Genomic DNA, 25,547 nt, shown 5'->3' on the forward strand with positions numbered 1-25,547 from the left:
TAATTTCCTGAAACAATTAGACGGATAATTACTGAATGTCTTCACTGTCGATTCGGTCATTTACGCTGTTTCGTGAAGAACAACCCGTGCGCGATGCATTGGTCTTATTTACGTTAACGCTACTGCTGCATTTTCTTGGCGCTATGCTGCGTCTGGTGCAGGAGCTCTCTTTCTTCTGGCCGCTCAATGCAGTGATGGCCGGGATTTTTGCACGCTATGTATGGCTTAACCGCAGCTATTTTTATGCCGTCTGTTTTGCGGCAATGCTGGTCTATGACGGATTAACCTCGCGCTGGGGTATGGGCTTTGCCTCATTGCTGATTAACTTTTCCAATATTGTCTTTATTGTGACGCTGGCGCAGCTGGTGCTGTGGGATAAACGTCGCGCCGACTCCATGCCGGGCCCGATAAACGCGCTTAATTTATTCTGTTTCTGCCTGTTAGCCGCCTTACTGTGCGCAGCGGTCGGCGCGCTGGGGTCGGTGGATGTTGAACGCGCCACCTTCGTTCCCCAGCTGGCGGACTGGTTTAGCGAACAGTTCTCAACGGCGGTATTAATCCTGCCCTTTATTCTGACCCTGACGCTGCCTTCGGCATTAAGCGGTTTTCGCTTTCGCCAGCTGCTGCCGGTGCTGGCGCTGGTCCTGTCAATTGCGCTTGGCTTGGCGGTAGGCGGCGCGGGCAGCATTACCTTCCCGTTACCGGCTTTGATCTGGTGCGCTGTACGCTATCCGCTGCCGCTGACCTGTCTGCTGACTTTTCTCACTGGCATCGGCGAAATACTGCTGGTCGCTAATTCGTTAATTCACTTTTCGCCAGATGCGCGAATGCAGCCGTGGCAGCTGTTCTCCACCCGCCTCGGAATTGCCGCCATGCTGATTAGCCCGGTGATTGTCGCATCCAGTGTCGAAGCGATTAACACGCTGGTGAAGCAGCTGGCCCTGCGCGCCGATTTTGACTTTCAGACCCGCGTCTATTCCCGTTCCGGACTGAGCGAAGCGTTGAAGCGTCAGACGCTGCCGGCGGATAAGCTGCTGACGGTGATGGTGCTGGATATCGATGGCTTCAAACGGGTGAATGATGCTCTGGGCCATGAAGGCGGCGATTGCGTGCTGACCCAGTTTGCCCAGCAGGTTCGACAGCTGGTGGGTGAGCAGGGGATGGTGGCCCGTATCGGCGGAGAAGAGTTTGCGGTGGCCGCCGTCGTCGACAGCGCCCAGCAGGGCTATTTGCTGGCGGAAAAGATCCGTCACGGGGTGGAGTCGCAGCCTTTCGGCCTGGGCCAGAACCCGATCCACCTGACCATCAGTCTGGGACTGGAGACGCGCGAGGTAGGCCACGCCCGCATCACCGAGCTGTTTAACCAGCTGCTGTTGGCGGCGGACGATGAGATGGTGAAAGCCAAACAGAGCGGTCGTAACCAAATTTGTATGCCGACGCTGACCGAAAGCGCGCCATAAGAAAATCCTATCGGGATCCTACTTGTGCTAATTTTTGGTTAAAAACATAGTGATGTGGTCGATAACAGGGAGCTTTTATGACCACATCCTTTTCACTGCGCACGCTCTCGCGTGACGATATTCTCCATCACCTCCCGGCATTAAGCGAGATCCTGGCAAGCTGCGTCAACGGCGGCGCCTCGGTGAGCTTTATGCTGCCTTTCGCGCCGCAAACGGCGATAACGTTCTGGCAACGCACTGCCGACAGCGTGGCGGCCGGGGAGCGCATTGTGCTGGCCGCCTTCGACGCGGAGGAACGTCCCGTTGGCACCGTGCAACTTATCACCAGTCAACCGGAAAACCAGCCCCATCGAGCGGATGTCGCCAAATTATTGGTTCACCAAAATGTCCGCCGCCAGGGGATCGCCCAGGCATTGATGAGCGAGCTGGAGCGCATTGCCCGGCGGGAAAGGAAGACGGTGCTGGTGCTGGACACGGCGACCGGCAGCGGGGCGGAACAGTTCTATGCCCGCTGCGGCTGGGAAAAAGTGGGGGAAATTCCGCGCTATGCGCTGATGCCCGACGGCGAAATGACTGCCACCTCACTATTCTATAAGTTTCTGCCCTGACGGCCGCTATTGCAGATTGCTTTGATCAAAACAGGGTTTCACTGGTAGCAAAACCTGATAACTTATTGGACCAATTACTCAGGTTGTATGACTACTATTAGAGGGAACCCATTGTGAAAACTTTAAACCGTCGTGATTTCCCCGGCGCGCAGTACCCTGACCGTATCATCCAGTTTGGGGAAGGTAACTTCCTGCGCGCATTCGTTGACTGGCAGATCGACCTGCTCAACGAGCATACCGACCTGAATGCGGGCATCGTGGTCGTGCGGCCTATCGCCACAGATTTTCCGCCTTCGCTGAACACCCAGGATGGCCTGTACACGACTATTATTCGCGGCCTGAACGAGCAGGGCGAAGCGGTCAGCGATGCGCGTCTTATCCGCTCGGTCAACCGGGAGATCAGCGCTTACGCAGACTTCGACGCTTTTTTACGCCTGGCGCATAACCCGGAGATGCGGTTTGTCTTCTCCAACACCACCGAGGCGGGCATCAGCTACCATGCCGGGGATCGGTTTGACGACGCGCCGCCGGTCAGTTATCCGGCGAAACTGACCCGTCTGTTGTTTGAGCGTTACCAGCATTTCGCCGGTGCGGCCGACAAGGGATGGGTGATTATTCCCTGCGAGCTGATCGATTATAACGGCGAGGCGCTGCAGGCGCTGGTGCTGCGCTATGCTAGCGAATGGGAACTGCCGCAGGCATTTATCACCTGGCTGACCTCAGCGAATACCTTCTGTTCGACGCTGGTGGATCGCATTGTGACCGGCTATCCGCGTGATGAAGTGGCGGCTCTCGAGGCGCAGACCGGCTATAAAGATGCTTTCCTTGATACCGCTGAGCATTTCTACCTGTTCGTTATCCAGGGACCTGCCTCGCTGGAGGCCGAGCTGCGTCTCGATAAACTGCCGCTGAATGTGCGCATTGTGGACGATATTAAGCCGTATAAAGAGCGCAAAGTGGCGATCCTCAACGGGGCGCACACCGCGCTGGTGCCGGTGGCCTTCCAGGCCGGGATCGACACCGTGGGTGAGGCGATGAACGACGCGGAGATTTGCGCGTTTGTCGAAAAGGCGATTTATGACGAGATTATTCCGGTGCTGGATCTGCCGCGCGATGAGCTGGTGTCATTCGCCAGCGCCGTGACAGGGCGCTTCCGTAATCCCTATATTAAACATCAGCTGCTCTCGATTGCGCTCAACGGCATGACCAAGTACCGCACCCGTATTCTGCCGCAGCTGCTGGCGGGGCAGAAAGCGCATGGCGCCCTGCCGCCGCGTCTGACCTTTGCCCTGGCGGCGCTGATCGCCTTTTACCGGGGAGAGCGGGATGGTGAGAGCTATCCAGTACAGGATGACGCCGACTGGATATCGCGCTATCAAACGCTGTGGGCCCGCCATCGCGATGGCCAGATGAGCACTCGCGAGCTGGTCACCGCCGTGCTCAGCGTGGCGGATCACTGGCAGCAGGATCTGAGCCAGATCCCGGGGCTGGTGGAGCTGGTGACTGCCGACCTTGACGCTATCCTGACCTGCGGTATGCGCAACGCCGTCAAACCTCTTTGCTGATAGTCCATCTAAACACCCGGCTGCGGCCGGGTTGTGCAGGATTTTTATTAGTTACAACATACTATTATACTAACCTGTAACAGCCGGTCAGTGGCTCCTCTGCATACGGCTTTTTAGTGCCAAATCGTTCCGAACAGCAGGTGAATTATGGCCGAAGAGCTTGAACAAATATCTGCGCAGGAAAATAATGACCTCAACTCATATCTCCTGCCAATATTCGCAGGCTAATGCATTCATCTGTAAGGAAACTCTCATGGTCATCGATATCCGGGAAGTACGGCCCCACGACAAAGCCGAATGGCTTCAGCTTTGGCAAGGCTACACTCGTTTTTACGGTAGCCCGCAGCCGGAAGAGGTGACCGAATGCACCTGGCAGCGGATGCTGGATGTAAACTCGTCTGTATTGGGTAGAGTCGCGGTGGTGGATGATGCGGTGGTCGGCTTCGCTATCTGTGTTCTTCATGAGGGAACCTGGGTTACCACGCCGATCTGCTATCTGGAGGATCTGTTTGTCGATCCCGCCTTCCGTGGACAGGGTATTGCCAGAACCATGATTAAGTCGCTGCAAAGCGAAGGGGCGGACAAAGGCTGGTCGCGGCTGTACTGGCATACGCGCCGTGATAATCCCGCCCGTCATCTGTATGATGAGTTTACCCCGGCTGACGATTACGTACGCTACAGGATCACGCTTGAGTCCTGAAGCGGTAAGAGGTTGTTAAGCTTTTCCCGCTATAACAGGGGAAACAGGCTCAGGAGAAGCAACGATGGAAAAACGTCTTGAAACAGTGGTCAATGTGATTATGTTTCTTTCGCTATTGGCAACGGCCTGGGATCTCTCGCTGGTGCATCATCTCGCGTGGTAGTAAATTATATCATCTGAAACGCGGCGCCTCTTGCGGCGCCGCCTGTCTCATTCATCCGCCATCTTCCCTGCGTAAAACTCCAGTCCTCCAGTTGGTTAAACTGGATAACCACCATCACGTCCTGCGGGCTGACCGCCATCTCATCGTCTAACCGCGCGCAGAGCCGACGATAGAGTCCTTGTTTCTGCGCCCGGCTGCGCGGTTTTCCAGCGAAAATATGAAACAATACGAAGTAATAGCTAACCGAGATATTTTAAACCGGGCAGGGTGCGAGGGAATATAAACAAAAGAGTAGAGTCAATATTACTATCAAGGCCATCGTTTTATAAGTATATTGAAAGGCCAGATGATCATAAGAAATATGTGCCGGAACAATGAATGATCTAATAAAGGAAGGATCTAATTATGTATTATAGGAATTTCATCATTACCTCAATCGAGGCGGAGCGTATTCTTGCCATGAAATTTGATGAAGCATTTGCTGGAGTAAAAAAGAATGTTATTGATACACTGAATCAAATGGGAAATGGTATAACCCGTGCTTCGTATTATACTTCCTGCTTAATGGATAATTATCAGGATGTTTGTTCTAAGTTAAAGCAAGAGGACACAAGATTTATTGCAGGGCTGGCGCAGTTAGTTAAAAGCCGTGATATCATTTTCCAAATGATTAAAATATATATAGAAACCTACTTTCAAAATAAAAAAGAAGAAAAAGCTCAATATATTCTCAAGAAGCTTGTCGGCGCGGGAGTTTACATATCATCTTCAGGATTAACTAATCGTATTTTAATCATGGCAGTAGCAACCATGATTTGCCAGACTTCCAGGTTTAATACTGTTGTATATGGGCGTATCAACAGGGCAAGGTCATTAGTCCTTAAAGGGAGTGTAACTGCTACCGCAGTGGTATTAAACGTGTATGGATTGATTCAGGATGCCGCTAATAGCGCTGACAATTTGAAAATGCATAATTCATTTTATTACAATGCGTTATACGCTAACCATCTGGAGATGATGTACTTTCTCATCGAACCTGTCATCACAGGCGTTCCTTATTTAAATCCGATGATTATTTCTGATGATGAACTTGCTGAATTACTTATTAAATTAATGAGGTGAATGGATGGATTTCTTGAAAAGATGGTTAAAAGAAGAATTCATTCTTTTTTTATGGGGATGGGGTATTGTATTATTAATCATTATATTTAGCATGATTGCAGTCTCTCTTTTTCCTGACATTGCCATTAACTTAATAGGACTTTTTGTTTTATTAATCATTGGGTTTCACGTTGTCGTTTGGTTTAAAGTTAAAAACTGATATGAAAGAGGAGGGGTAATGTCAAATCCAGCATATTTATGGTTAACTGATGAGAATGATTCGCCTATTATAGGTTCTTGCCTGATGCCCACACGCACGGGTTCCATCGAATTGCGCGCAGTGAATCATCATGTTTGGTTACCTACCGATAATAATACAGGAAAGCTGACGGGAACCCGTCTTCATACACCGGTTAAAATTCAAAAAGAGTTTGACAGAACAACACCTTTGCTATTTAGGGCTCTTTGTGAAGGTCGAACATTAAGATCGGCAACGCTAAAAATGTACAGAATAAATGAGGCGGGACTGGAAGTTGAATATTTTAACATAGCGATGGCGAATATTAAGATTACGGCAATCACACCAAATTTACATCCGGCCGGAATGACAAGTACTCACCTTGAAGACATTGATTTCCGTTATGAGACGATCACCTGGATATACACAGAAGGGAACATCATGTATCGTGATTCATGGAACGATCGCTGTTGTGCATGGTAGCAAATGATATAGTGCTGAAACGCGGCGCCTCTTGCGGCGCCGCCTGTCTCATTCATCCGCCATCTTCCCTGCGCTAAAACTCCAGTCCTCCAGTTGGTTAAACTGGATAACCACCATCACGTCCTGCGGGCTGACCGCCATCTCATCGTCTAACCGCGCGCAGAGCCGACGATAGAGTCCCTGTTTCTGCGCCCGGCTGCGCGGTTTTCCGGCGAAAATATGAAACAGCACGAAGCGGGCGCTGCGTCCTTCGCTGAGGTAGTGCGGGTCGTAAATGCGCTGCTCATCGGCGGCCCGTTCGATAAACTGAAATCTATCTGCTGACGGAACGTCGAACTCCGCCACCAGACACTCATGAAAGAGCGCCGACAATTGAGCAAACTCCGCGGGACGCCAGGCGGTGCCAAGCGAAATTCGGGTCAAGGGCATGACGCCTCCTGCGCGTTCAGGCAGGTCAGGGCGCTGGCCGCCGCCGGCCAACCGGCATAGAACGCCAGATGGGTAAACAATTCGACAATTTCTTCCCGGCTCAGGCCATTCTGATAGCCGAACGCGATGTGCCACGGCAGCTGTTCAGTTTTGCCCTGCGCCGTCAGGGCGGAAAGGGTGATCAGGCTGCGTTCGCGGGGCGACAGCTCGCTACGCGCCCAGATATCGCCAAACAGCACCGTTTCGGTCAGCTCGGCTAGCTTTGGCGCGATAGCAGCCAGCGTTCGGCGATCGACAGGAGGAGTACTCATAGTGATTCTCTTTGCAGGTTAAAGGAGTCATCACTGTCGCACGCTGACTAAGATATTGAATATCGCAACGTTCGGGATTATCAATCCTGAAAATCAGGATGGTATAGCCGATCCTTTACACCTTTCATCACTCCGCTTTTCTGCCCACCTATCCCAACGGTCAGGCGGCGATCTTTCGCGCCACGATAAACAGCCGTGGGAAACGCAGGAGCACCTTCCCGTTACACTGTAACGGATAGTATGCGGCCAGCAATGCGAGATAGCGTGTGAGAAACGCGCTTCCGGCCTGCTCGTCCAGGCCTGCCAGATAGGGGCGTAACCCGGTGCCCTGCAGCCAGTCGACAATCGCCTGATGAGAAGCAAGGGGATGAAAATAGGTGGTGCGCCAGATATCAACTTCGCAACTCTGGCGGCTGAGCAGATCGTACCAGGCGGCGGGCGGGAGTAACGGCTGGCGTCCACGGTCCGGCAACCCCATCTCGCTGGCAACCTGACGCATCAGGGTATGGGAAGGTTCCTGCCAGTTATCCGGCATCTGCACTGCCAGCGTTCCGTTGTCCGCCAGCTGGTTTACCAGATGGGGGAAAAGCGTCTCATGATCCGTCAGCCACTGCAGAGAGGCGTTGGCATAGATCACATCTGGCGGTTGCGCAGGCCGCCAGCGGGCAATATCGGCATCAATGAATTCGCAGTCGGGCAAGGCCTGCGCCGCCTGGACCAGCATGGCCGGGGAGTTATCGATACCGACGATCGTCGCCAACGGCCAGGCGGCGCGTAGCAGGCGGGTGCTGTTTCCCGGCCCGCAGCCGAGGTCGACGGCGTGCTCGACCTGCAGATGGGCAATACGCGAGAGCAGGTCGGCCGCGGGGCGGGTACGTTCAGCGTCAAATTGCAGATACAACGAAGGATTCCAGTCGGCCATCGGGTGCAGTTCCTGTGTGAGGAGGGAGACAGGGGAAAGCATAGAACGCGTCAGGCGGCATGTCAGCGGTTAATGAACCTCAGCGGTCACCTTTGTGCGTGACAGTGTCACAAAATAGAACGTGGCTGGATTGCGCCTGCGCTGTTGGCCGAACCTGGGATTGAGACATGGCAGGGAACGTCTCTGCGCCCGTGGCGGGCGCAGGAGCCTATTCGGCGTTTTTGAGCGCCTCGGCGCGGCTGGCGGTGGCGTAGACAAAATCCAGCATCGGCTCGAGATCGGTGTCATAGCCAGCCTGAATAATTTTTCCTCGCAGCCATTCGATTTCACTGGTGATATCGGGAGGAAAAATGTTGTTATCCTGCGCCCGGCGCAGCCATTTCAGCAGAAAGTTATTCTTTCCCCTGATACCACCCGCTTTTTTCGATTTTCCGTGCATCTTCAGCGCGACCAGGACGCAGTAATAGAAATGAACGCGCTGATTAAAACTTTGGTGCATGTCTGTGTTTCCCGCCAGAATCAGGAATTCACCGTGTGGGTCAGTGATTCGGATTGGACTACGGTACCGGGCTGGATCGTTGCGCGAACTCTGTTGTCTACCAGTACCGTCCATGCATCTGTTGCCAGACGCTGACGGGATGTTGGCACGGAAGCCGAATCGTCGTCAATTGCCGATTCATTTTTTGCCGGCGTCATCGGACCGCGGCAGCCCGCGAGCCGGGCCACACTACTCTCTGGCGACAAGCCGCTGTTGCCGATGTACGCGGAAAATCAGCAGGAATGCGAGCGCCACCACGATCGCCGCCAGCAGATACAGCGTGGCGAGATCGTAGAACCCGGCGACCCAGCCGGCCAGCGGCCCGGTCAGGCCCAGCGCCAGATCAAGAAACGCCGAGTAGGTGCCGAGGGCGGTTCCCTGATTTTGCTCTTCCACCTGCTTTACCGCCTCAACCCCTAAGGCCGGAAAGACCAGCGAGAAACCCGAACCGGTGAGAAAGGCGCCGACGCCGGCCATCCATGCTGATGGCGCCAGCCAGATAAGCAGCAGGCCGAGACTTTCGATGATGAAGCAGGCCAGGGAGACCGGGACTCCGCCAAAGCGGGTAATGGTATTTCCCAGCACCAGGCGAACGCAGATAAAGCCGACGCTGAACAGCGAAAGGGTAAACGCGGCGCCCTGCCAGCTGTGCGCGGCGAAGTAGAGGGTGATAAAGGTGGCGATAACGCCGAAACCGACGGTGCCAAAGGCCAGCCCCAGGCCGTAAGGCCAGATTTTTCGCACCACCGCGTGAAAGGGCGCTCTGGCGCCGGCGTTCACCTTGACGTCCTGGCGGGTACGAGCGAACAGCAGACCGATGGCCGCGACCAGCACTACCACCGTAGCAAAGCCGCTGATGCCAAAATAGTGATTGAGGGTAACTCCCAGCGGCGCCCCGACCGCCATCGCCACATAGGTCGCCACGCCGTTCCAGGAGATAACCCGTGACGTGTGGATCGCGCCGACGGTTTTGATCCCCCACAGGGTGGCGCCGGTGGCGGTAAAGCTCTCGCCGACGCCGAGAAACACCCGGCCCGCCAGCAGCGCGGCAATGGCCAGCATCGGCGTTGCCTGCAGGACTACCGCCAGTAGCGTGAAGGCGCCACTGAGCAGGCAGCAGACGATCCCAAGGCTGACCACTTTTTTCGGCCCCCAGATATCGGTATAGCGCCCGGCGTGCGGCCGGCTTATCAGCGTCGATATGTACTGCAGACTGATCACAATTCCGGCCACAAAGGTGCTGTAGCCCAGCTGATAGTGAATATAGCCCGGCAGTACGGCCAGCGGCAGACCAATGGAGAGATAGCAGATACAGGTAAAAACAACGATCGAAATAATGCGCAAATTGAGTTGTGTAGTGCTGACGGAAGTGCTCATAGGGATAAGAGGTTAATACAACGGGATGTGTAGCATAGCGCGCCGTGAGGGCGCTGGCGAGGCGCGACAGCGTTTTATCGGTAACCGACGGGAACGATATTTGTACGAATGTAAATAACTGCTTTTACAGCGCTTAACGCCCGCCTCGCTCAGCGTCAGCTCGCCGCCATACCCGACGAATCACACACCATGCCCCAGGCGCGGTTTTGCAATACCGTGCGGTAGCCGTCCCGGTCGACGAAAGTGACGCCATTGACCTCCCAGTAAGGGTTAAACGCCGTAACGCGCAGAAATCCGGCGGCGTCCATGGCTGCGCACTGTGCCTCCCATGCCGCCTGCTGCGGATAGTACAGCACCAGCAGATCTTCATCGCCTGCCGAGGGGGTGACGGGATGGTGGCGGCAGTGGGTGAATTCCAGATGCCAGCCCGCTTCGGGCGCGCCGAGCATTATCCCGCTGAATCCTTCATGATCGGTAAAGCTGCCGAGCGGCTCGAGTCCCAGCCCGGCGCAATACATGCTGGCGGTGGTGTCCAGTTCGCTGACCGGCCTGGCAATGCGCATATGACAGAACGACATAATGACTCCCGTGAGCATAAGTTGAGTTGATACTGTACCGGTAAATCGGCCCGGCGTGTGTTAAGCCGTGCCCAGGCGCCACCTTCTCTCTGTAAATACCATAGCGGATTAACATCCGCCTTGCGCCAACAATACCTCTTCATCATAATAAAAAAAGAATCATTCAATATTATTATTCTTAAATTGAGAATCACTGTGGGGTGGTGGATGAATAACCAATCGCGCCAGGCCTTATGGCTGGCACTGGCTGGATCGATAGTACTGATGATCGGCATGGGCTACGGGCGCTTTGCCTTCACCGGCGTGCTGCCGCTTATGCTTAATGAAGGTCTGTTAACCCTGCACGAGGGCAATCTCGCCGCGTCGGCCAATTACGCTGGCTATCTGGTCGGTGCGTTGCTGCTGGCGCGGGTGCAGCCTGGGGCCGCCACCCGACTGAGCATTATCTCCGCCGGGTTGACCATCGCCAGCCTGGCGCTGCTGGCCTGGGTGAGCTCGCCGTGGACCATTATTACGCTGCGCGCCGTCGCCGGCGCGCTGAGCGCGATAACGCTGATTGCAGGTTCGCTGTGGCTGCTGGAACATATGGGGCATCATCACGGGGCGCCGTTGCTGTATGCCGGGGTGGGGCTGGGGATATTTATCTCAGCGGAGGGGATCGCCCTTGGACATGCCCTGAGCCTCACCAGCCAGCAGATCTGGCTGCTCAGCGCATTATGCGCCGGTCTGCTGCTGGCGCTGGCGATCCGTTGGCTGCTGACTCCGCCGGCTGCACTGGTGCGGGTTTCCCATGTTGAGACCTCCCTGCCTGCGTCCGGGAGCGATACCCGTCGCGCGGCGTGGCGACTCTTGATGGTTTACGGTCTGGCGGGCTTCGGCTATATCATCACCGCCACTTATCTGCCGTTGTTTCTGTCCGGTTCGCTGCAGAGCGTTGACCCGGTCCATCTGTGGGCGCTGTTTGGTCTGGCGGCCGCGCCGTCCTGCCTCATCTGGCATAAGCTGGTGCTAAAGTGGGGATACCGGCAAGCGCTGACCCGCAACCTGCTCGTCCAGGCGCTTGGCGTGATCCTTCCAGCCTGCAGCGCTTCATTGCTGTTTTGCGTGCTAAGCGCGCTTTTGGTGGGCTTTACCTTTATGGGCACCGTAACCATTGCGCTACCGAAGGCGAAAAGTCTCAGCCATCAGGTGAGCTTCAATATGATTGCCGCGATGACTGCACTGTACGGTGTGGGACAGATTGCCGGGCCGCTTATCGCCGGCGCGCTGTATCAGATCGCGGCTTCATTTAACCCGGCGCTCTATGCCGCGGCGCTGGCGCTGCTGATTGCCGCAGGGCTGGTCTTTACCGAACGCCAGGCTTAGCCAATCGCCACGCTTTGCAGCAGCTTGCGCCACTCGCTCAGGGCGGGGGCGCTCAAGCCGCTGCGCCAGATAAGCTGGGTGGTCGCCTCGCACAGCGGTTCGCTAAGGCAGTTTTCGGGAAGCGTCATCAGCGACAGCACGCTCTGCGGCAGCAGGCAGGCGTAGCGCCCGGACGCCACGCAGGCAAGCATGCTGTGATAGGAATTGACCTCATGCACCTCGACGGCCGCCTGCTGTTCCGCCAGCCAGCGTTCTCCCAGCGCGCGGTAGCTGCAGCCGCTGGCAAATGCCGCGAACCGCAGCGGACCCGGGGTCTGCGGACGGACCAGCATCAGGGTTTCATAAAACACCGGGGTGAATGCCAGTTCGGCGGGACAGGCAGGTTGCCCATCGGCCCCTGGCGGCAGGCAGACCAGCGCGGCATCAAGGGCGGCGGTTAACACCCCCTCGGTTAACTGGCGGGTCGGTTGGGTGATGAGGGTGATATCCACCTGTGGGCACTGCTGTTGGAAGCGGGTAAGCAGCGGCGGCAGCCGGCTGGCGGCGGTCGCCTCCATCGCGCCCAGACGCAGACTGCCGCCTGGGGGTTNTCGGATGCAGAGCCTGCTTTGCCTCTTCCGCCAGGCTCAGGATCCGCCGGGCATAGCTGAGAAACTGCACGCCTGCCGGGGACAACACCATTTTTTGTTGCCGCGAACGAAGAGCTCAACGGCAAGCTCCTCTTCCAGCTGCTGAATGCGGGTCGTGATATTGGACTGTGCGCGGCCCAGCCGTTTTGCTGCCTGGGTGACGCTCTGCGTTTCTGCCACCTGAATGAAGATCTCGAGTGTGCTGTGGTTCATATTTTTCTTCTCAATACGATAATAATGTTGATCTTACCATCTTTAAAGGAGATGGTAAGCCTCCAGCATCGTTAATGCATGAGGAAACCATGAGCAACCCGCTGCTTTCGCTTCTTGATATTGATTATCCCCTGATTCAGGCCCCGATGGCGGGCGTCTCCACCCCCGCGCTGGCTGCCGCGGTAAGTAATGCCGGTGCGCTGGGCTCGCTGGGGCTGGGCGCTTCAACCGTTGCCCAGGCGGAAGCGATGATAGTCGCCACCCGCCAGCTGACGGACCGTCCGTTCAATGTCAATCTGTTCTGCCATGCGCCGCCCCGGCGCGACGCCCGGCGGGAAGCCGACTGGGCAACAACATTACGTCCCCATTTTGCCCGCTATGGCAGTACGCCACCGGATTCGTTAAGCGAGATCTACCAGACATTTATCGGTCATGCGCCGATGCTGGAGCTGCTTCTCGACCTGTCGCCGGCGGTGGTGAGCTTTCATTTTGGTCTTCCTGAAGGTGAGACGATCCAGCGTCTGCGGCGGCAGGGGATCGTTACCCTGGCAACAGCGACTTCGCTCCAGGAGGCGCTGCTGATTGAACAGCAGGGGATCGACGTGGTGGTCGCTCAGGGCTATGAGGCGGGTGGGCACCGGGGGATCTTTGCTCCGCAGGCGCCTGACGCGCAGCTGAGCACCTTCACCCTGGTGCAACTTCTGCGGCGTCGACTAACCATCCCGGTGGTGGCCGCCGGAGGCATCATGGACGGAGCGGGGATCGCCAGCGTGATGCAGTTGGGGGCGCAGGGCGTACAGCTCGGTACGGCGTTTTTACTGTGTCCGGAATCGGCCGCCGACGCCGGCTACCGCGCGGCGATCCACAACAGTCTTGACGGGCGTACGGTGCTGACCTCCGCGATATCCGGGCGTCCGGCACGCTGTCTGGCGAATGCCTTCTGTGCGCTGGGGGAAGGCTATCCGGCGAGCGCCGTGCCGGATTATCCGCTGGCGTATGATATCGGCAAAGCACTGGCCGCCGCCGCGAAAGCCCAGGGTGTCCATGAGTATGGCGCCCACTGGGCCGGGCAGGGGGTGGGGTTGATCCGCGAGTGTGACGCCGCCACTCTGGTCCGCCAGCTGGCGGCAGAGAGCGGCTGGAACTAATGACTGACGGCTAGCGGCGGTGGGCCAGGCTACGCACCAGCCGATCGCCGGCCATTTGCACCCCCTGGACCATCGCCACCAGGATCAGCACTGTGCCAAACATGACTTCATTATTAAACCGCTGATAGCCGTAGCGGATGGCGAGGTCGCCGAGTCCACCGCCGCCGATCACACCGGCCATGGAGGAGAAACCAATCAGCATCACGATGGTTAGCGTGATCCCGGCCAGCAGCGTTGGCAGGGCTTCCGGCAGCAGGGATTTAAAAATCACGTGCCAGACGTTGCCGCCCATCGACAGAATGGCTTCAATTCTCCCGTAGTCCACCTCGTCGAGCGCGTTTTCCGTCAGACGGGCAAAGAACGGAAAGGCGCCGATGGTTACCGGCACGATGGCGGCGGTGCTGCCCAGCGTGGTGCCGACGATCAGGCGGGTAAAGGGGATCAGGGCGATCAGCAGCACGATAAACGGCAGCGACCTGCCGATGTTGATCACCGCGCCTAACAGCGCGTTCAGTTTCGGCATCGGCGCCAGCCCGTTGGCGCGGGAAATAAATAACAGCACGCCGGTGGGCAACCCGATCAGCACGGTAAACAGGGCCGCCAGGCCCACCATATAAAGCGTATCCAGCGTGCCGTCGAGTAATAACGGCCACAAATCTTCCCAGCTCATGCTACTCCGCATAATGGCCTCCCCTGAACGCCGTGGCGGGTAAGAAATTCCTGTTCAGCCTGCGGGTCGTGCAGCAGCGACTGGCGCAGCCGCGACCATGGGGTCACCAGCAGGTCGGCGAGTTTACCGCTTTCGACAATCTCGCCCTGTTCCAGCAGCGCCGCGTGGTCACAGATGGTTTTCACCACCTCCAGCTGGTGCGTAATCAGCACAATGGTCAGATTGAGGCGCTGGTTAATATCCGCCAGCAGGGCCAGCACCGAGGCGGTGGTCTCGGGATCCAGCGCACTGGTCGCCTCATCGCACAGCAGCACTTCCGGCCGGGCGGCCAGCGCCCGGGCGATGCCGACGCGCTGTTTTTGCCCACCGGAAAGCTGCGACGGGAAGGCGGCGGCCTTTTCGCTGAGATCCACCAGCGCCAGCAGTTCGCGCACCCGGGCCTCGCGAGCGGCCCTCGGCACTCCGGCAATCTCCAGCGGCACCGCGACGTTGTCAGCGACGGTGCGGGCATGCAGCAGATTGAAGTGCTGGAAAATCATCCCAGTGCGCAGGCGATAATCCCGCAGCGCCGCCTTGTTCAACTGGGTAATATCCTGTCCGTTCACCAGAATGCGGCCCGAGGTGGGCCGCTCCAGTAAATTGAGACAGCGGATGAGCGTACTTTTGCCGGCGCCACTGCGCCCGAGAATGCCGTATATTGCCCCTTTCGGTATCTGCAACGCGATATCGTTCAGCGCCGGTCGGCCGGTTCCGGCGTAGGTTTTGCTCAGCCCTTCGATGGTTATCATGACTGAGGGACCACCGGGATCACCGAGCCGTTATAGGTTTTACGGATAAACTCCGCCACCTGCGGCGAGGTCAGGTCTTTCGCCAGCGCCTTAATGCGCGGGTCATTCGCCAGGGCTGGGGTGGTCACCAGAATATTGGCGTACGGGTTATGCTCGGCGCTTTCCAGCCCCAGGGCATCCTTCGCTGGCACCAGGCCGGCTTCCAGCGCGTAGTTGCCGTTAATCACCGCCAGGTCGACATCATCGAGGGAGCGCGGGATCTGCGGCGATTCAATCTCCAGAATCTTCAGGTGTTTCGGGTTCTCGACAATATCCTTCGGCGTCGCCAGGGTGGTGGCCGGATCGGTAAATTTGGGATCCAGCTTAATAAGCTTCTGCGCCTGCAGCAGGAACAGCGCCCGGCTCAGGTTGGTGGTGTTATTCGGCACCGCCACGGTGGCGTTTTCCGGCAGTGATGAGAAATCTTTATGCTTATGCGAGTAGATCCCCAGCGGCTCAATATGCACCGTGGCCGCGACGGCAAAGGTTTTACCCAGCGCTTTCTCCTGATCCTTCAGGTAGGGGACATGCTGGAAGTAGTTGGCATCCACATCGCCACTGGCCAGCAGTTCATTGGCGTTGACCCCGCTGGTCAGCTCCACCACCTTCAGATCGAGGCTGGGATCGATTTTTTTGATGTAGTTGAGGATCTCCGCGTGGGGAACCGGGTCCGCGGCGACGCGCAGCGCGGCAGCCTGGGCAGACGTCCATGCCAGAGAAAGAGACAGTGCGACTCCTGCCAGTTTAAAAGCGGCATATTTCATGGTGTGTTCCTTTTTAGTTATGGTTAAACGATCAATTGCTCGGCGCGTTCGCGAAACACGTCCTGATAGTAGCGTTCCGCCACGTCCGGATGGGAACGCAGACGGCCCTTGAGATAATTCCAGCCGACATCGCGCAGCAGCGGATTGTGCGGGTCGCTGTCCGGCCCTCGCGCTTCACGCGCCAGCTCGGGCGGCAGGGTGTAAACCGGCACCACCGCGTCAAGCTGGGCGCCGAGGAAGAAGGCGATGGAGAGGCGCTGCTGCTGCGCCGGCGGCGACACCACGCGATGGACGGTAGCGCGCAAATACCCGTTGGTCGCCAGCTCCAGCAGTTCGCCAATATTGACCACAAAGCTGCCGGCCAGCGGCACGGCGTCGATCCATTCTCCAGGCGCGACCTCTACCTGCAGTCCTTTCTGCTCGTCCTGCAGCAGGAAGCTGAGAAACCCCGAATCTTTATGGGCGCCGACGCCCTGGCTGCTTTGGGTCTCCTGCTGGCCGGGGTAGCGGATCAGTTTGATATGCTCGTTGGGTTTGTCGCCGTAGAGCTGATCGAAAGCATTCTCCGGGAGCTGCAGGGCTTCGGCAAAGGCGCGCAGCAGGCGGATGCCCACCTGGGTCATTTGCTGTTGCCAGTGAAGTAATACCGGTTTAAGCGACGGCAGGGCGGCAGGCCACAGATTCGGACCCTGCAGGCGCTGCCAGCGCGGGGCGTCGTCGCTGAGGGTCAGCGCCGGACGTTCGGCGCCGATATCAAACTGTTCTCGCCAGTCAGGCTGGCCGCGCGTCAGCTCAGAGGCCGCGCGGTTATAGCCGCGAAAATGGGGGGAGTGGATCATCGCCACCTGCTGTTTTTGCGCCTCATCGAGAGCAAAAAAGCGCTGGGACTGGCGCTGAACTTCATATTGAAGCGCGTCGTCGACACCGTGGTTGATCAAATAGAAGAAGCCGATGTCGCGGGCGGCATGACGCAGGTCGGCCAGGAAGGCCGCTTTATCCGCGGGGTCCGCGTAGCGGGCCAGATCGAGAATCGGCAGGGTGGTCGCGTTCATTGTGTTCTCCGAAAACGGGGTAATAAGTTATGGGTTGATTCAGTTTCTGGGTTCGGGCACAACAGCAGCGCATGGTGATTTCCTCTGTCCGGGGCTGAACACAGCTTGCCTCAAGGCCAAATAAGCAACCAATAACGTTATTTTCTAATTTATGACCGCGCGGGGTTCAGTGCTTTTGCATTAAATAGATATAGGCGCGAAGCGCGTAATGAAGCCGGTTGCGCCCGTCGGTGAGAGCCAGTAAGGTAGGCGCACTTTTTAATGCGGAACGGACGTATCGTAATGCACAGCTCGAAAGATCCCCTGCACGGCGTGACCCTGGAAGCGCTGCTCAATGCCCTGGTGGCGCGCTATGGTTGGGCGGAAATGGCCCGCCAGGTCAACATTAACTGCTTTAAAAGCGATCCCAGCATTAAGTCCAGCCTCAAATTTCTCCGCCGGACGCCGTGGGCGCGCAAAGAGGTGGAGGCTATGTATCTCGCCTCCCTTGATGATGACGCGCCGGTGGAGAAAGCGGATCCCTGGGCAAACTGGCAGAAAAAATAACCCTTACCACAGGACACCATCATGCAGAGCTGGAGCAGTAAAGATTTCACCGCCGACCGCGCGTGGGGCGCGCTGGATATTGCCAATTTTTCCGGCACCACCGTGCGTCTGCACTGGACCGACCAACCCTATATCTGGCACATCAATGATGGTCAGGAGGTGTTTGCCGTGATGGATGGTCAGGTGGCGATGCATGTGAAAGTCGACGGCGAGGAGCAGATCATCATGCTAAACGCCGGCGATATCTTCTACGCCGGGGTGGGATGCGAGCATGTCGCTCACCCGCAGGGGGCGGCGCGTATTCTGGTGATTGAGAAAGAAGGGTCGGTCTGACCCCGTGGCGGGCGGTTCTTTGCCCGCCGTTTCATCGCCCGTCAGATGCGACATACCGCGTTGATATAAATTACCTATCCTGCTTTCGATATATTTAATTCTTGTTTGCCATTCCCTTCACCCCAGCACTATCTTTTGCCGCAGGCGCCTGACCAGGCACAATCGCGGGAGAGATCATGGCAACCTTGCAGTGGGACCACGCAGTACAGTTTGTGAATCAGCCGGAAGCGGCGATTGAAATCTTTGCCGGGCAGCAGCTGCGGGCGGTGGCCGGAGGGCGGCATCCGGGGTGGGGAACCCGTAATGCGCTGAGCTATTTTGGCCTGACGTATATCGAATTCCTCGCCATTGCCGACCCGGACGAACTGCGCGCCGCGACGGACAAATTCCTCCTTTCGCGCGACGCCGCACGGCTGCTGCCGGAGAATGAGGCGCTGTTTCGGGTGGCGCTGCGCAGCGACGACATCGACGCCACCTATGACCAGTTGCGTCGTACAGGGGTGACAGTGTCACCGATTGTCGATGGCCAGCGCAACGATCCGCAGAGCAATATCATCCGCTGGCGGATCTTCACCATCTATGGCGACACTGACGGGCTGGTCTATCCCTTTGTGCTGCAGTGGGAAGAAGACGACGCCACCCGGCTGACGCGGCTGCGCGCCCAGAGGCTGGACGCGCCGCATCCGCTGGGCGACATTACGCTTGAGCAGGCGGTGTTCGAGGTGGTCAATCCGCAGGCGGTGCGCGATCGCTGGCAGGCGCTGCTGGGCTTTCCGCCACTGGGGGAGCAGGGACTGGACGTGGGCGGCCGGCAATTTATCTTCCGTGAAGGGGCTGCCAACCAGCTGACCGAACTGGTGTTCCGCGTCGCCAACCCGGCGCTTAAGGGGCAGCGCTTTCGTGTCGGCAACGGCGTGTATCGCTTTACATAAAGGCTGACTCTAGCGTGCCGTGGCGCGCAGGGCTCCCGGCGGCTGGCCGGTGATGCGTTTGAAAGCCCGGCTGAAGGCCGCCAGCGACTGATACCCGAGGCTGAAGGCGACCGTTTCCAGCGCCTGGCCTTCATGGGTGATGTACTGCACCGCCAGCCGCATACGCAGCTCGGTGAGATAGCGGGCGGGGGTGGTGCCGGTGGCGGCAAGAAAACGTTCCGCGAACAGCGAGCGTGAAAGACCCGCCTCCCGCGCCAGATCTTCCACTTTCCAGTTGACCCCCGGGCGCTGATGCATGGCGTAGATCGCTTTCGCCAGCCGGGGATCGCGCAGGACCTGTACCCAGCCGGTGGCGTTGCCGCACCCGCACGCTACCCAGCCGCGGACAATCAGCGCGGCCACCACGTCCGCCAGCCGGGCGAGGATCCCGGCATAGCCTGCCTGGCGGGTGAGCGATTCCCGCTCCATCGCTACCAACAGCGGCTGGATCTCCGGCCAGGTGTTTAGCAGGCTGCTGACCCGCATCACCTCGGGCATGGCCTTCACCAGCGGCTGCATGCCGCCGAGCTCAAAGTCCATACAACCGCTGAAAATGACGGCGCGCTCCGGGCAGTCAGGCTGGTCGCCAGCGTTGATACAACTTACCGTGCTGCACACCGTTTCGCTGGGCAGCTGCGCCACATTGACCACCGTGGCCTGCGGATCCGAGAGCAGGGCGTGCCCGTCGCCGTTGGGAATAAACAGCGCATCGCCGCTCTCGAGGGTGAACTGTTCTCCGCTGGCCATGCGCAGCAGCACCGGCCCGCGGCTGATGAAATGGAACTGGGCTTTACCCGCCACGGCGCTAAAGCCGACGCCGAACGGGCGTGCGGTTTCGATGCGCCGGTAGTTAACGCCGGAGAGGCGCATACCGCGCAACAGTTCGCTGGTCAGGTCGATGGCAGGCTGGCTCATGGTAATTCCGGACGAATAATCAATAACTGAAGAGTATGCATCATATATCGTCCGAAAGTAAGTCCCTAAGATGACCAGGATGTTAATAAACCTGGAGAGTTGTATATGAGTTCCTGCATAGCTGCTGACGCGAGCCTGTCTCCCGCCAAACCTGCCTGGCGCGCCGTCTATGCCCTGGCCCTCGGGGTGTTCGGCCTGATCGTGGCCGAGTTTCTGCCCGCCAGCCTGTTAACGCCGATGGCCAGCAGCCTCGGCGTCAGTGAAGGGATGGCCGGACAGGCGGTCACCGCGACGGCGCTGGTGGCGTTAGTTACCGGCCTGCTGATCGCCACCGCCACCCGCAATATCGATCGCCGCTGGGTGCTGATGTTCTTTTCCGTGCTGCAGATAGTCTCCAGCCTGATGGTCGCTTTTGCCGATTCGCTGGCGTTTCTCCTGCTGGGCCGTCTGCTGTTGGGGATCGCCATCGGCGGCTTCTGGGCGATGTCCACCGCCACGGCGATGCGTCTGGTGCCGGCGGCCCATGTGCCAAAGGCGCTGGCGATCATCTTTTCCGCGGTGTCTGTCGCCACGGTGGTGGCCGCGCCTCTCGGCAGCTACCTCGGGGAGCTGATCGGCTGGCGCAACGTGTTTATTCTCTGTGCGATACCCAGCCTGCTGGCGCTGCTCTGGCAGCTGTGGGTGCTGCCCTCCATGCGCCCGGAGAGCGTCGGGACCTTCTCCACGCTGTTCAGGGTGCTGCGCCGTCCCGGTATGCTGGGCGGCATGCTGGCGACGATCCTGATTTTCAGCGGCCATTTCGCCTTCTTTACCTACCTGCGGCCGTTCCTTGAGACCGTCGCGCAGGCCAGTGTCGAAGGGGTTTCGCTGATATTGCTCGGCTTCGGTATCGCTAACTTTATCGGCACTTCGGTGGCGAGCTATCTGCTGAGCCGTAGCCTGCGTCTCACCCTGGCGCTGGTGCCGTTGATGATGAGCGTTCTGGCGCTGCTGATGGTGACGTTTGGCCATCTGACCGTGCTGGCCGGGCTGCTGGTCGCCCTGTGGGGATTTGCCTTCGGCCTGGTGCCGGTGGCCTGGTCCACCTGGCTTGCCACCACCGTGCCGGATGAAGCAGAAAGCGCGGGCGGTCTGCTGGTCGCCTCTATTCAGCTGGCCATCAGCGCCGGGGCCGCCGGCGGCGGGGCGGTGTTTGATTTGCACGGCGCCAGCGGCGTCTTCACCGGCAGCGGTCTGCTGCTGTTGAGCGCGATGGTGATTGTCTTCGCCGCCGTACGGGTGAAACCGGTCGCCCGCGCCGACCAGCCGGTGACGGGCCGCTTATCCCGCGAGATCGATAACTAAATTGGCCGACAGGCTGCGGGAGCAGCACAGCGCAATATGCTGCTCTGCGGCCTGTTTTTCCGCCTCCGACTGCACGGTATCCCGGTGGTCGACGGTCCCCTCGCGTACCGGCGTCAGGCAGGCGCCGCAGATCCCCATCTCGCAGGAGAGCGGCACCGCGACGCCATGCTCCTGCAGCACCTGGGCGATGGTTTTGTCCCCCGGCACCGGCCAGCGCTCCCCGGTGGAGGCGAGGGTGATGGTGAAGGTTCCATCCGCCGCCGACGCCGCCGTCGGGGCGGGCGGCTGGAACGCTTCGCTGTGCAATTGCGCCTCCTCCCATCCGACCGCCCGCGCGGTATCGCGAACCCGGGCCATAAATCCGGGCGGACCGCAGAAGTAGACCCGGGTGTCGGCGTCCGGAGCCCCCAGATCCTGCGCCAGCCGCTGGCGCGGACTCTGCCCCTCGTCTGAGCAGTGGATCTGGCAGATTCCCCCGCTCAGCTGGCGGGCGATCTCGGTGGCGAAGGCGGCCTCCTGCGCACGGCTAACGTAATAGTGCAGCGTAAAGCTGGCGCCGGACGCCGCCCGGGCGTGGGCCATCGCCAGCAGCGGCGTAATGCCGATCCCGGCGGCGAGAAGCACCACATGGCCGCCCTCGTGCAGCGGAAAGTGGTTGCGCGGGGCAGAGATCATCAATGGCTGTCCCGGGCGCAGGGTGTCATGAATATAACGGGAGCCACCGCGAGACTGCGACTCGCGGGCGATGCAGAGCAGATAGCGATCCTGTTCGGCCGGGCTGCCGGTCAGGGAGTACTGACGGATCAGCCCGCAGGGAAGATGGAGATCGATATGGGAGCCGGGCGTCCACGCCGGCAGCGGTTGCCCCTCGGCGCTCACCAGACGAACGGCCAAATTTTTCGCGCCCTGGCGCCACAGGCCATCGACCACCACCGGGAGTATGTCGCGCATATGACCTCCACTCATACCAGAAAGAAATCGCCAAAGCCCATCTTCTTCAGCCCGCGCCGGTAGGCGATAGAGCTGCGGTCCGCCGGAATATGCGCCTCCAGGGTCAGATCCAGCGGCAACCGTTCCGGACGCTGGGTCTCGACCATCAGGCGGTCCTCTTCAAATACCCGCAGGTTGAACGCATGTACGTCTTCCACCGGCACGTGCAGATCGAAGTTGCGGGCAATAGGTGCAAACATCCGCGTCACCCGGGACGACACCGGCGAGGCGGCGTTCATGATCACCAGCCTGGCGTCGGCGGGAAAATGGATGGTCAGCGTAGCGGTGAACGGCAGATGCATTTCAAAGTGACGCAGCCACTGGAACCCTTCCGGCGCGCGGAAATCGGAGCTGGCCGGGTAATTGCCCACCGAGCTCCAGTAGTCGGCAACAAAGCCGAACGGCGTCTCCTGCGGGGTATAGTCCGGCACCTGCTGGTTGTCCGGATCGGCGAAGGTGTCGGTGTGGATCCACGCGAAGTGGGCGACATCGAGAAAGCCTTCGACCTGGCGGCCGGCAAATCCCTTTACCTCGAAGGCCGGGCAGTTGATTTGCTGAAAGCCGGCGTCGTCCCAGTGCGGCATGGTCGGTAACGGCGGCGGATTGTCCGGATCGCAGGCCAGGCAGGTCCAGATCAGCCCGTAGCGCTCCTCCACGGCGAAGCTGGTGAGATGCAGTTTGGCCGGAATGGGTTGCCCCGGACTGGAGGGGATGCGGTTGCAGCGGCCATCCTCGCCAAAGCGCAGGCCATGATAGGGGCAGACGATGCCTTCCTCTTCATGAAACCCCAGGGTCAGCGGCACCCCGCGGTGCGGGCAGACGTCGCGGGCGACCACCACCTGGCCTTTAATACGGTAGATAACCAGCTGTTCGTCCAGCAGGGTGGCTTTCACCGGGGCGCCGGTAATATCGCAGGCGCGGGCCACCGGGTGCCAGCAGCGGGCCAGCCGCAGCCAGTCCTCTGGATCAAAGGTGCAATGGGCGGGGGGCGTGGGGGTGATTGTCTTCATGATTTCTCTTCCTGCTCACATCGGTGATTGTTTTATTGTTGTGAGATTATTGTTGTCATATTAGGGTGTTCACATCCATCACCATTAATTCACTCTGCTGTTGCAAAAAAGAGTACAGGGGCGCCATGAGTCCATTTTCCCGTTTCGCGCACTATTTCATCGCCGTGGCCCGCTACGGCAGCCTGCGCCGGGCCGCCGAGCAGCTGCATATTTCCGCCTCGGCGATTAACCGCCAGATCCTGCAGGCCGAGGAGGCCTTCGGCACCCCGCTGTTCGAGCGCCTGTCGGAGGGACTGCGGATGACCACCGCCGGTGAGTTGCTGTATGACAACCTGCTGCGCTGGCAAAAGGAGTTTCGCCAGACGCGGCAGAAATTCGATGAGCTGCAGGGGATGAAGCGCGGAAGCGTTAGCGTTGGCATGGTGCAGGCGCTGGCGGAAGGGGGCTTCGCCGCCGCGCTGGCGGAGATCATCGCCAGCTGGCCGTGGCTGGAGCTGGATCTGCAGGTGGCTGACAGCCACACCGTCAGCCAGAAAGTGCGTCAGGCGGACCTGGACGTCGGCCTGATCCTCGATCCGCAGGGGCAGGCTGGACTCAGCGTGCTGGCCTTTGCCGAACTGGAGGTGGGGATTGTGATGCGTCCGGACCATCCCCTGGCGGGGGCGAAGGCGCTGTCTTTGGGCGAGCTCAGCCTGGAGCGGCATATCGTGCCCGGCGCGCCGTTGATCGTCCATGAGCGGGTGGCGCTCCTCTATCGCCACCATGACTTTGCGCCGGAGAATACCATCAGCTGCAATGATATCCGGCTTATCAAGTCGTTGGTGCTGCGCGGCAGCGGCGTGACGCTCCTTAGCCTGCTCGACGTGCTGGACGAGGTCCAGTGTGGACAGCTGGCCTTTGTCCCGCTGCGCAGTACGCTGCTGCGACCGCTGACCCTGGCGCTGTGTACTGCGCCCTCGCGTCAGCTTTCGCGGCCCGCGCAAATGGCCATTCAGACGCTGAGTGCGGTGATCGAATCCATGGCGACGGTCAGCCCAGCGGCCCGCTGAGGATGGTGTCGCACATGCCGTTGATAATGCGCTCCCCGGTCTCCTCGCGCAGCTCCTGGTACCAGGCTTCGGTGAGCTGCATATCCTTCCCGTGGGTAATATCGCACCGTTTGCGCGCCTTCAGCACCAGGTCACGAACCCGGTCGCAGCGCTGGGCTTCATACTCGCGCAGGGCGGCCGCAATATCTCGGGTCTGGCGGAAAACGGCGCCCAGCACCACTGCATCTTCCATCGCCGCGCAGCCTCCCTGGCCAATATCCGGGGTGGTGCTGTGTCCGGCGTCGCCGAGCAGCGCGACGCGGCCGCGCACCAGGCGGCTGAAAGGTTCGATATCATGGATTTCAATGCGGTTGGTAGTCTGCGGGTCGAGGGCGGCGATCAGCTTCTGCACCGGCGGCGCCCAGCCGGCAAAGTAGCGGCTGAGGTCAGCGCGCAGGGTGTCACGATCCTCCGCCAGACCCGCCGGAAGCGGCACATCAAAGAAAAAGTAGAACCGGCCGGCGGAGACCGGCATCAGCGAGACGCGCTTGCCTTCGCCGACAAAGGTGGTCCACTGGTCGCCGGGGGCCAGCGCTTCATCTATCTCCACCAGGCCGTTCCAGTTGACGTAGCCGGCGTAGCGGCGCTGCGGGGTAAAGCCCAGCACCCACGGACGCAGTGCGGAATGGCTGCCGTCGGCGGCAATCAGCAGATCGCCGCTGGCGCTGCTGCCGTCGGTAAACCATACCGTCACGCCGTCGGCGTCTTCTTCACAGCGGGTGACGCGTTTGCCGAACTGCACGCTGTCCCGTCCCCAGTAATCCAGCATTTCCCGCTGCAGTTCTGCCCGGGAGACCGGGCAGGGGCGGCTGCCGGTGCGTTCGATCAGCGGGGCGAGACTGAACTGGGTCATGTTCTCGCCGCTGCGGAAATCACGATACGCCATCCGGCGCAGCGGCCCGCCGAAGGTCTCCATGATGTCGCCCATGCCGAGGTGGGCCATGCACTTCACGCCGTTGGGCCACACGGAAATCGCTGCGCCGACCGGTTTGATCTCTTTCACCGCTTCATAGACGTCGCAGTCGATCCCCGACTGTTTGAGCGCCACTGCCGCGCTTAAACCGCCGATGCCGGCGCCAATCACGATTGCTTTCATTTTTTTCTCCTTCTCCCGATGTTGTGACTGACTACAGCAATTTGCGTACCAGTTCGCTGGAGGGAGGAAAACCGCCTGCCTGAGGCACAGCGATGGCTCATGACGCACCGCAT

Annotated in this window: 30 protein-coding genes and 1 other annotated feature; of the genes, 13 read left to right on the top strand and 17 right to left on the bottom strand. The window is 59.1% G+C overall.

The features are described 5' to 3' along the window. Positions 1 to 35 precede the first annotated feature (35 nt). The 4 genes from KPHS_25680 to KPHS_25710 all read left to right on the top strand — a co-directional run bounded on the left by KPHS_25680 (position 36) and on the right by KPHS_25710 (position 4,333). Positions 36 to 1,460, top strand: coding sequence for a putative transport protein (locus KPHS_25680; RefSeq protein ID YP_005226868.1), 1,425 nt, complete (start codon positions 36 to 38; stop codon positions 1,458 to 1,460). A gap of 77 nt (positions 1,461 to 1,537) precedes the next feature. Further along, complete coding sequence (locus KPHS_25690; protein ID YP_005226869.1) at positions 1,538 to 2,068, top strand: putative acyltransferase; 531 nt, start codon at positions 1,538 to 1,540, stop codon at positions 2,066 to 2,068. Positions 2,069 to 2,181: 113 nt separating this feature from the next. After that, positions 2,182 to 3,633, top strand: a complete 1,452-nt coding sequence (locus tag KPHS_25700) for an altronate oxidoreductase (protein YP_005226870.1) — start codon at positions 2,182 to 2,184, stop codon at positions 3,631 to 3,633. Between the two features lie 253 nt (positions 3,634 to 3,886). Further along, on the top strand, positions 3,887 to 4,333 hold the full coding sequence (locus KPHS_25710; protein ID YP_005226871.1) for a GNAT family acetyltransferase: 447 nt from the start codon (positions 3,887 to 3,889) through the stop codon (positions 4,331 to 4,333). A gap of 167 nt (positions 4,334 to 4,500) precedes the next feature. Here the strand turns inward: KPHS_25710 and KPHS_25720 are convergent, their stop codons facing one another. After that, positions 4,501 to 4,722, bottom strand: a complete 222-nt coding sequence (locus KPHS_25720; RefSeq protein ID YP_005226872.1) for a tautomerase family protein — start codon at positions 4,720 to 4,722, stop codon at positions 4,501 to 4,503. A 179-nt stretch (positions 4,723 to 4,901) separates the two neighbouring features. On the opposite strand from KPHS_25720, the gene KPHS_25730 reads away from it, so the two are divergent. Next, positions 4,902 to 5,618, top strand: a complete 717-nt coding sequence (locus KPHS_25730; protein YP_005226873.1) for a hypothetical protein — start codon at positions 4,902 to 4,904, stop codon at positions 5,616 to 5,618. A 4-nt stretch (positions 5,619 to 5,622) separates the two neighbouring features. Next, positions 5,623 to 5,817 carry a hypothetical protein gene (locus KPHS_25740; protein ID YP_005226874.1) on the top strand — a complete coding sequence of 65 codons (195 nt, stop codon included), beginning with the start codon at positions 5,623 to 5,625 and terminating at the stop codon, positions 5,815 to 5,817. Positions 5,818 to 6,366: 549 nt separating this feature from the next. Here the strand turns inward: KPHS_25740 and KPHS_25750 are convergent. From KPHS_25750 to KPHS_25800, 6 genes are all read right to left on the bottom strand, one after another. Further along, positions 6,367 to 6,747 carry a tautomerase family protein gene (locus KPHS_25750; protein ID YP_005226875.1) on the bottom strand — a complete coding sequence of 127 codons (381 nt, stop codon included), beginning with the start codon at positions 6,745 to 6,747 and terminating at the stop codon, positions 6,367 to 6,369. Next, positions 6,738 to 7,058 (bottom strand): putative carboxymuconolactone decarboxylase, encoded by a 321-nt coding sequence (locus tag KPHS_25760; RefSeq protein YP_005226876.1) that lies wholly within the window; start codon positions 7,056 to 7,058, stop codon positions 6,738 to 6,740. Before KPHS_25760 ends, KPHS_25750 begins: the two co-directional genes overlap by 10 nt. Positions 7,059 to 7,218: 160 nt before the next feature. Then, entirely contained in the window at positions 7,219 to 7,980 is a 762-nt protein-coding gene (locus tag KPHS_25770) for a trans-aconitate 2-methyltransferase (protein YP_005226877.1), read from the bottom strand. 208 nt (positions 7,981 to 8,188) lie between these two features. Continuing rightward, positions 8,189 to 8,479: a hypothetical protein gene (locus KPHS_25780; RefSeq protein YP_005226878.1), complete on the bottom strand. Its 291-nt coding sequence runs from the start codon at positions 8,477 to 8,479 to the stop codon at positions 8,189 to 8,191. A 228-nt stretch (positions 8,480 to 8,707) separates the two neighbouring features. Next, entirely contained in the window at positions 8,708 to 9,895 is a 1,188-nt protein-coding gene (locus KPHS_25790) for an MFS transporter (protein ID YP_005226879.1), read from the bottom strand. 155 nt (positions 9,896 to 10,050) lie between these two features. Beyond that, a complete protein-coding gene (locus KPHS_25800) occupies positions 10,051 to 10,473 on the bottom strand; it encodes a prolyl endopeptidase (protein ID YP_005226880.1) in 423 nt (140 codons plus the stop codon). 207 nt (positions 10,474 to 10,680) lie between these two features. Between KPHS_25800 and KPHS_25810 the strand changes: the two genes are divergently transcribed. Continuing rightward, positions 10,681 to 11,838, top strand: coding sequence for a putative sugar transport protein (locus tag KPHS_25810; RefSeq protein ID YP_005226881.1), 1,158 nt, complete (start codon positions 10,681 to 10,683; stop codon positions 11,836 to 11,838). On the opposite strand, the gene KPHS_25820 is transcribed toward KPHS_25810, so the two are convergent. Then, entirely contained in the window at positions 11,835 to 12,395 is a 561-nt protein-coding gene (locus tag KPHS_25820; RefSeq protein YP_005226882.1) for a LysR family transcriptional regulator, read from the bottom strand. The genes KPHS_25810 and KPHS_25820 overlap by 4 nt on opposite strands. Continuing rightward, positions 11,835 to 12,680, bottom strand: a sequence feature (potential frameshift: common BLAST hit: gi|238894689|ref|YP_002919423.1| LysR family transcriptional regulator). It overlaps the preceding gene by 561 nt. Further along, positions 12,465 to 12,680 carry a LysR family transcriptional regulator gene (locus tag KPHS_25830; RefSeq protein ID YP_005226883.1) on the bottom strand — a complete coding sequence of 72 codons (216 nt, stop codon included), beginning with the start codon at positions 12,678 to 12,680 and terminating at the stop codon, positions 12,465 to 12,467. (Overlaps the previous feature by 216 nt.) Here KPHS_25830 and KPHS_25840 point away from each other — a divergent pair. Further along, positions 12,665 to 13,828: a putative 2-nitropropane dioxygenase gene (locus tag KPHS_25840; RefSeq protein ID YP_005226884.1), complete on the top strand. Its 1,164-nt coding sequence runs from the start codon at positions 12,665 to 12,667 to the stop codon at positions 13,826 to 13,828. The two genes, KPHS_25830 and KPHS_25840, sit on opposite strands and share 16 nt — an antisense overlap. 10 nt (positions 13,829 to 13,838) lie before the next feature. On the opposite strand, the gene KPHS_25850 is transcribed toward KPHS_25840, so the two are convergent. From KPHS_25850 to KPHS_25880, 4 genes are read right to left on the bottom strand one after another with little or no spacing between them, the layout of a single operon-like run. Further along, complete coding sequence (locus KPHS_25850; RefSeq protein YP_005226885.1) at positions 13,839 to 14,498, bottom strand: putative ABC-type metal ion transport system inner membrane component; 660 nt, start codon at positions 14,496 to 14,498, stop codon at positions 13,839 to 13,841. Further along, a complete protein-coding gene (locus KPHS_25860; RefSeq protein ID YP_005226886.1) occupies positions 14,495 to 15,286 on the bottom strand; it encodes a D- and L-methionine ABC transporter ATP-binding protein in 792 nt (263 codons plus the stop codon). Before KPHS_25860 ends, KPHS_25850 begins: the two co-directional genes overlap by 4 nt. After that, positions 15,283 to 16,089, bottom strand: coding sequence for a D-methionine ABC superfamily ATP binding cassette transporter, binding protein (locus tag KPHS_25870; RefSeq protein YP_005226887.1), 807 nt, complete (start codon positions 16,087 to 16,089; stop codon positions 15,283 to 15,285). Before KPHS_25870 ends, KPHS_25860 begins: the two co-directional genes overlap by 4 nt. 23 nt (positions 16,090 to 16,112) lie before the next feature. Continuing rightward, positions 16,113 to 17,141 carry a 2OG-Fe(II) oxygenase gene (locus KPHS_25880; RefSeq protein ID YP_005226888.1) on the bottom strand — a complete coding sequence of 343 codons (1,029 nt, stop codon included), beginning with the start codon at positions 17,139 to 17,141 and terminating at the stop codon, positions 16,113 to 16,115. Positions 17,142 to 17,423: 282 nt separating this feature from the next. Between KPHS_25880 and KPHS_25890 the strand changes: the two genes are divergently transcribed. The 3 genes from KPHS_25890 to KPHS_25910 all read left to right on the top strand — a co-directional run bounded on the left by KPHS_25890 (position 17,424) and on the right by KPHS_25910 (position 18,952). Then, on the top strand, positions 17,424 to 17,687 hold the full coding sequence (locus tag KPHS_25890; RefSeq protein YP_005226889.1) for a DUF2132 domain-containing protein: 264 nt from the start codon (positions 17,424 to 17,426) through the stop codon (positions 17,685 to 17,687). Between the two features lie 21 nt (positions 17,688 to 17,708). Continuing rightward, entirely contained in the window at positions 17,709 to 18,020 is a 312-nt protein-coding gene (locus tag KPHS_25900; RefSeq protein YP_005226890.1) for a cupin, read from the top strand. Between the two features lie 176 nt (positions 18,021 to 18,196). After that, positions 18,197 to 18,952: a VOC family protein gene (locus tag KPHS_25910; RefSeq protein YP_005226891.1), complete on the top strand. Its 756-nt coding sequence runs from the start codon at positions 18,197 to 18,199 to the stop codon at positions 18,950 to 18,952. A gap of 9 nt (positions 18,953 to 18,961) precedes the next feature. On the opposite strand, the gene KPHS_25920 is transcribed toward KPHS_25910, so the two are convergent. Beyond that, complete coding sequence (locus KPHS_25920) at positions 18,962 to 19,906, bottom strand: putative AraC-type regulatory protein (protein YP_005226892.1); 945 nt, start codon at positions 19,904 to 19,906, stop codon at positions 18,962 to 18,964. Between the two features lie 105 nt (positions 19,907 to 20,011). Here KPHS_25920 and KPHS_25930 point away from each other — a divergent pair, with 105 nt between their 5' ends. Next, a complete protein-coding gene (locus KPHS_25930) occupies positions 20,012 to 21,250 on the top strand; it encodes a purine ribonucleoside efflux pump NepI (RefSeq protein YP_005226893.1) in 1,239 nt (412 codons plus the stop codon). Here KPHS_25930 and KPHS_25940 read toward each other — a convergent pair. Both KPHS_25940 and KPHS_25950 read right to left on the bottom strand, forming a co-directional pair. After that, complete coding sequence (locus KPHS_25940) at positions 21,227 to 22,201, bottom strand: putative oxidoreductase (protein ID YP_005226894.1); 975 nt, start codon at positions 22,199 to 22,201, stop codon at positions 21,227 to 21,229. The genes KPHS_25930 and KPHS_25940 overlap by 24 nt on opposite strands. A gap of 11 nt (positions 22,202 to 22,212) precedes the next feature. Continuing rightward, positions 22,213 to 23,250: a Rieske (2Fe-2S) domain-containing protein gene (locus tag KPHS_25950; protein YP_005226895.1), complete on the bottom strand. Its 1,038-nt coding sequence runs from the start codon at positions 23,248 to 23,250 to the stop codon at positions 22,213 to 22,215. 125 nt (positions 23,251 to 23,375) lie between these two features. Here KPHS_25950 and KPHS_25960 point away from each other — a divergent pair, with 125 nt between their 5' ends. Then, positions 23,376 to 24,299: a transcriptional regulator LysR gene (locus tag KPHS_25960; protein YP_005226896.1), complete on the top strand. Its 924-nt coding sequence runs from the start codon at positions 23,376 to 23,378 to the stop codon at positions 24,297 to 24,299. On the opposite strand, the gene KPHS_25970 is transcribed toward KPHS_25960, so the two are convergent. Further along, a complete protein-coding gene (locus KPHS_25970) occupies positions 24,280 to 25,434 on the bottom strand; it encodes a putative flavoprotein monooxygenase (RefSeq protein ID YP_005226897.1) in 1,155 nt (384 codons plus the stop codon). The genes KPHS_25960 and KPHS_25970 overlap by 20 nt on opposite strands. Positions 25,435 to 25,547: the final 113 nt, after the last annotated feature.

Origin of the sequence: Klebsiella pneumoniae subsp. pneumoniae HS11286 (genome assembly GCF_000240185.1) — a bacterium.
GTDB classification, from domain to species: domain Bacteria; phylum Pseudomonadota; class Gammaproteobacteria; order Enterobacterales; family Enterobacteriaceae; genus Klebsiella; species Klebsiella pneumoniae.

Excerpts from the sequence above, each read along its gene's own strand:
- KPHS_25810 (YP_005226881.1), top strand. The coding sequence starts at position 10,681 with ATGAATAACCAATCGCGCCAGGCCTTATGGCTGGCACTGGCTGGATCG.
- KPHS_25950 (YP_005226895.1), bottom strand. The coding sequence starts at position 23,250 with ATGAAGACAATCACCCCCACGCCCCCCGCCCATTGCACCTTTGATCCA.
- KPHS_25770 (YP_005226877.1), bottom strand. The coding sequence starts at position 7,980 with ATGGCCGACTGGAATCCTTCGTTGTATCTGCAATTTGACGCTGAACGT.
- KPHS_25680 (YP_005226868.1), top strand. The coding sequence starts at position 36 with ATGTCTTCACTGTCGATTCGGTCATTTACGCTGTTTCGTGAAGAACAA.
- KPHS_25750 (YP_005226875.1), bottom strand. The coding sequence starts at position 6,747 with ATGCCCTTGACCCGAATTTCGCTTGGCACCGCCTGGCGTCCCGCGGAG.
- KPHS_25860 (YP_005226886.1), bottom strand. The coding sequence starts at position 15,286 with ATGATAACCATCGAAGGGCTGAGCAAAACCTACGCCGGAACCGGCCGA.
- KPHS_25730 (YP_005226873.1), top strand. The coding sequence starts at position 4,902 with ATGTATTATAGGAATTTCATCATTACCTCAATCGAGGCGGAGCGTATT.
- KPHS_25930 (YP_005226893.1), top strand. The coding sequence starts at position 20,012 with ATGAGTTCCTGCATAGCTGCTGACGCGAGCCTGTCTCCCGCCAAACCT.
- KPHS_25690 (YP_005226869.1), top strand. The coding sequence starts at position 1,538 with ATGACCACATCCTTTTCACTGCGCACGCTCTCGCGTGACGATATTCTC.
- KPHS_25940 (YP_005226894.1), bottom strand. The coding sequence starts at position 22,201 with ATGCGCGACATACTCCCGGTGGTGGTCGATGGCCTGTGGCGCCAGGGC.
- KPHS_25920 (YP_005226892.1), bottom strand. The coding sequence starts at position 19,906 with ATGAGCCAGCCTGCCATCGACCTGACCAGCGAACTGTTGCGCGGTATG.
- KPHS_25870 (YP_005226887.1), bottom strand. The coding sequence starts at position 16,089 with ATGAAATATGCCGCTTTTAAACTGGCAGGAGTCGCACTGTCTCTTTCT.
- KPHS_25900 (YP_005226890.1), top strand. The coding sequence starts at position 17,709 with ATGCAGAGCTGGAGCAGTAAAGATTTCACCGCCGACCGCGCGTGGGGC.
- KPHS_25800 (YP_005226880.1), bottom strand. The coding sequence starts at position 10,473 with ATGTCGTTCTGTCATATGCGCATTGCCAGGCCGGTCAGCGAACTGGAC.
- KPHS_25780 (YP_005226878.1), bottom strand. The coding sequence starts at position 8,479 with ATGCACCAAAGTTTTAATCAGCGCGTTCATTTCTATTACTGCGTCCTG.
- KPHS_25760 (YP_005226876.1), bottom strand. The coding sequence starts at position 7,058 with ATGAGTACTCCTCCTGTCGATCGCCGAACGCTGGCTGCTATCGCGCCA.
- KPHS_25890 (YP_005226889.1), top strand. The coding sequence starts at position 17,424 with ATGCACAGCTCGAAAGATCCCCTGCACGGCGTGACCCTGGAAGCGCTG.
- KPHS_25910 (YP_005226891.1), top strand. The coding sequence starts at position 18,197 with ATGGCAACCTTGCAGTGGGACCACGCAGTACAGTTTGTGAATCAGCCG.
- KPHS_25880 (YP_005226888.1), bottom strand. The coding sequence starts at position 17,141 with ATGAACGCGACCACCCTGCCGATTCTCGATCTGGCCCGCTACGCGGAC.
- KPHS_25740 (YP_005226874.1), top strand. The coding sequence starts at position 5,623 with ATGGATTTCTTGAAAAGATGGTTAAAAGAAGAATTCATTCTTTTTTTA.
- KPHS_25830 (YP_005226883.1), bottom strand. The coding sequence starts at position 12,680 with ATGAACCACAGCACACTCGAGATCTTCATTCAGGTGGCAGAAACGCAG.
- KPHS_25850 (YP_005226885.1), bottom strand. The coding sequence starts at position 14,498 with ATGAGCTGGGAAGATTTGTGGCCGTTATTACTCGACGGCACGCTGGAT.
- KPHS_25820 (YP_005226882.1), bottom strand. The coding sequence starts at position 12,395 with ATGGAGGCGACCGCCGCCAGCCGGCTGCCGCCGCTGCTTACCCGCTTC.
- KPHS_25710 (YP_005226871.1), top strand. The coding sequence starts at position 3,887 with ATGGTCATCGATATCCGGGAAGTACGGCCCCACGACAAAGCCGAATGG.
- KPHS_25790 (YP_005226879.1), bottom strand. The coding sequence starts at position 9,895 with ATGAGCACTTCCGTCAGCACTACACAACTCAATTTGCGCATTATTTCG.
- KPHS_25960 (YP_005226896.1), top strand. The coding sequence starts at position 23,376 with ATGAGTCCATTTTCCCGTTTCGCGCACTATTTCATCGCCGTGGCCCGC.
- KPHS_25970 (YP_005226897.1), bottom strand. The coding sequence starts at position 25,434 with ATGAAAGCAATCGTGATTGGCGCCGGCATCGGCGGTTTAAGCGCGGCA.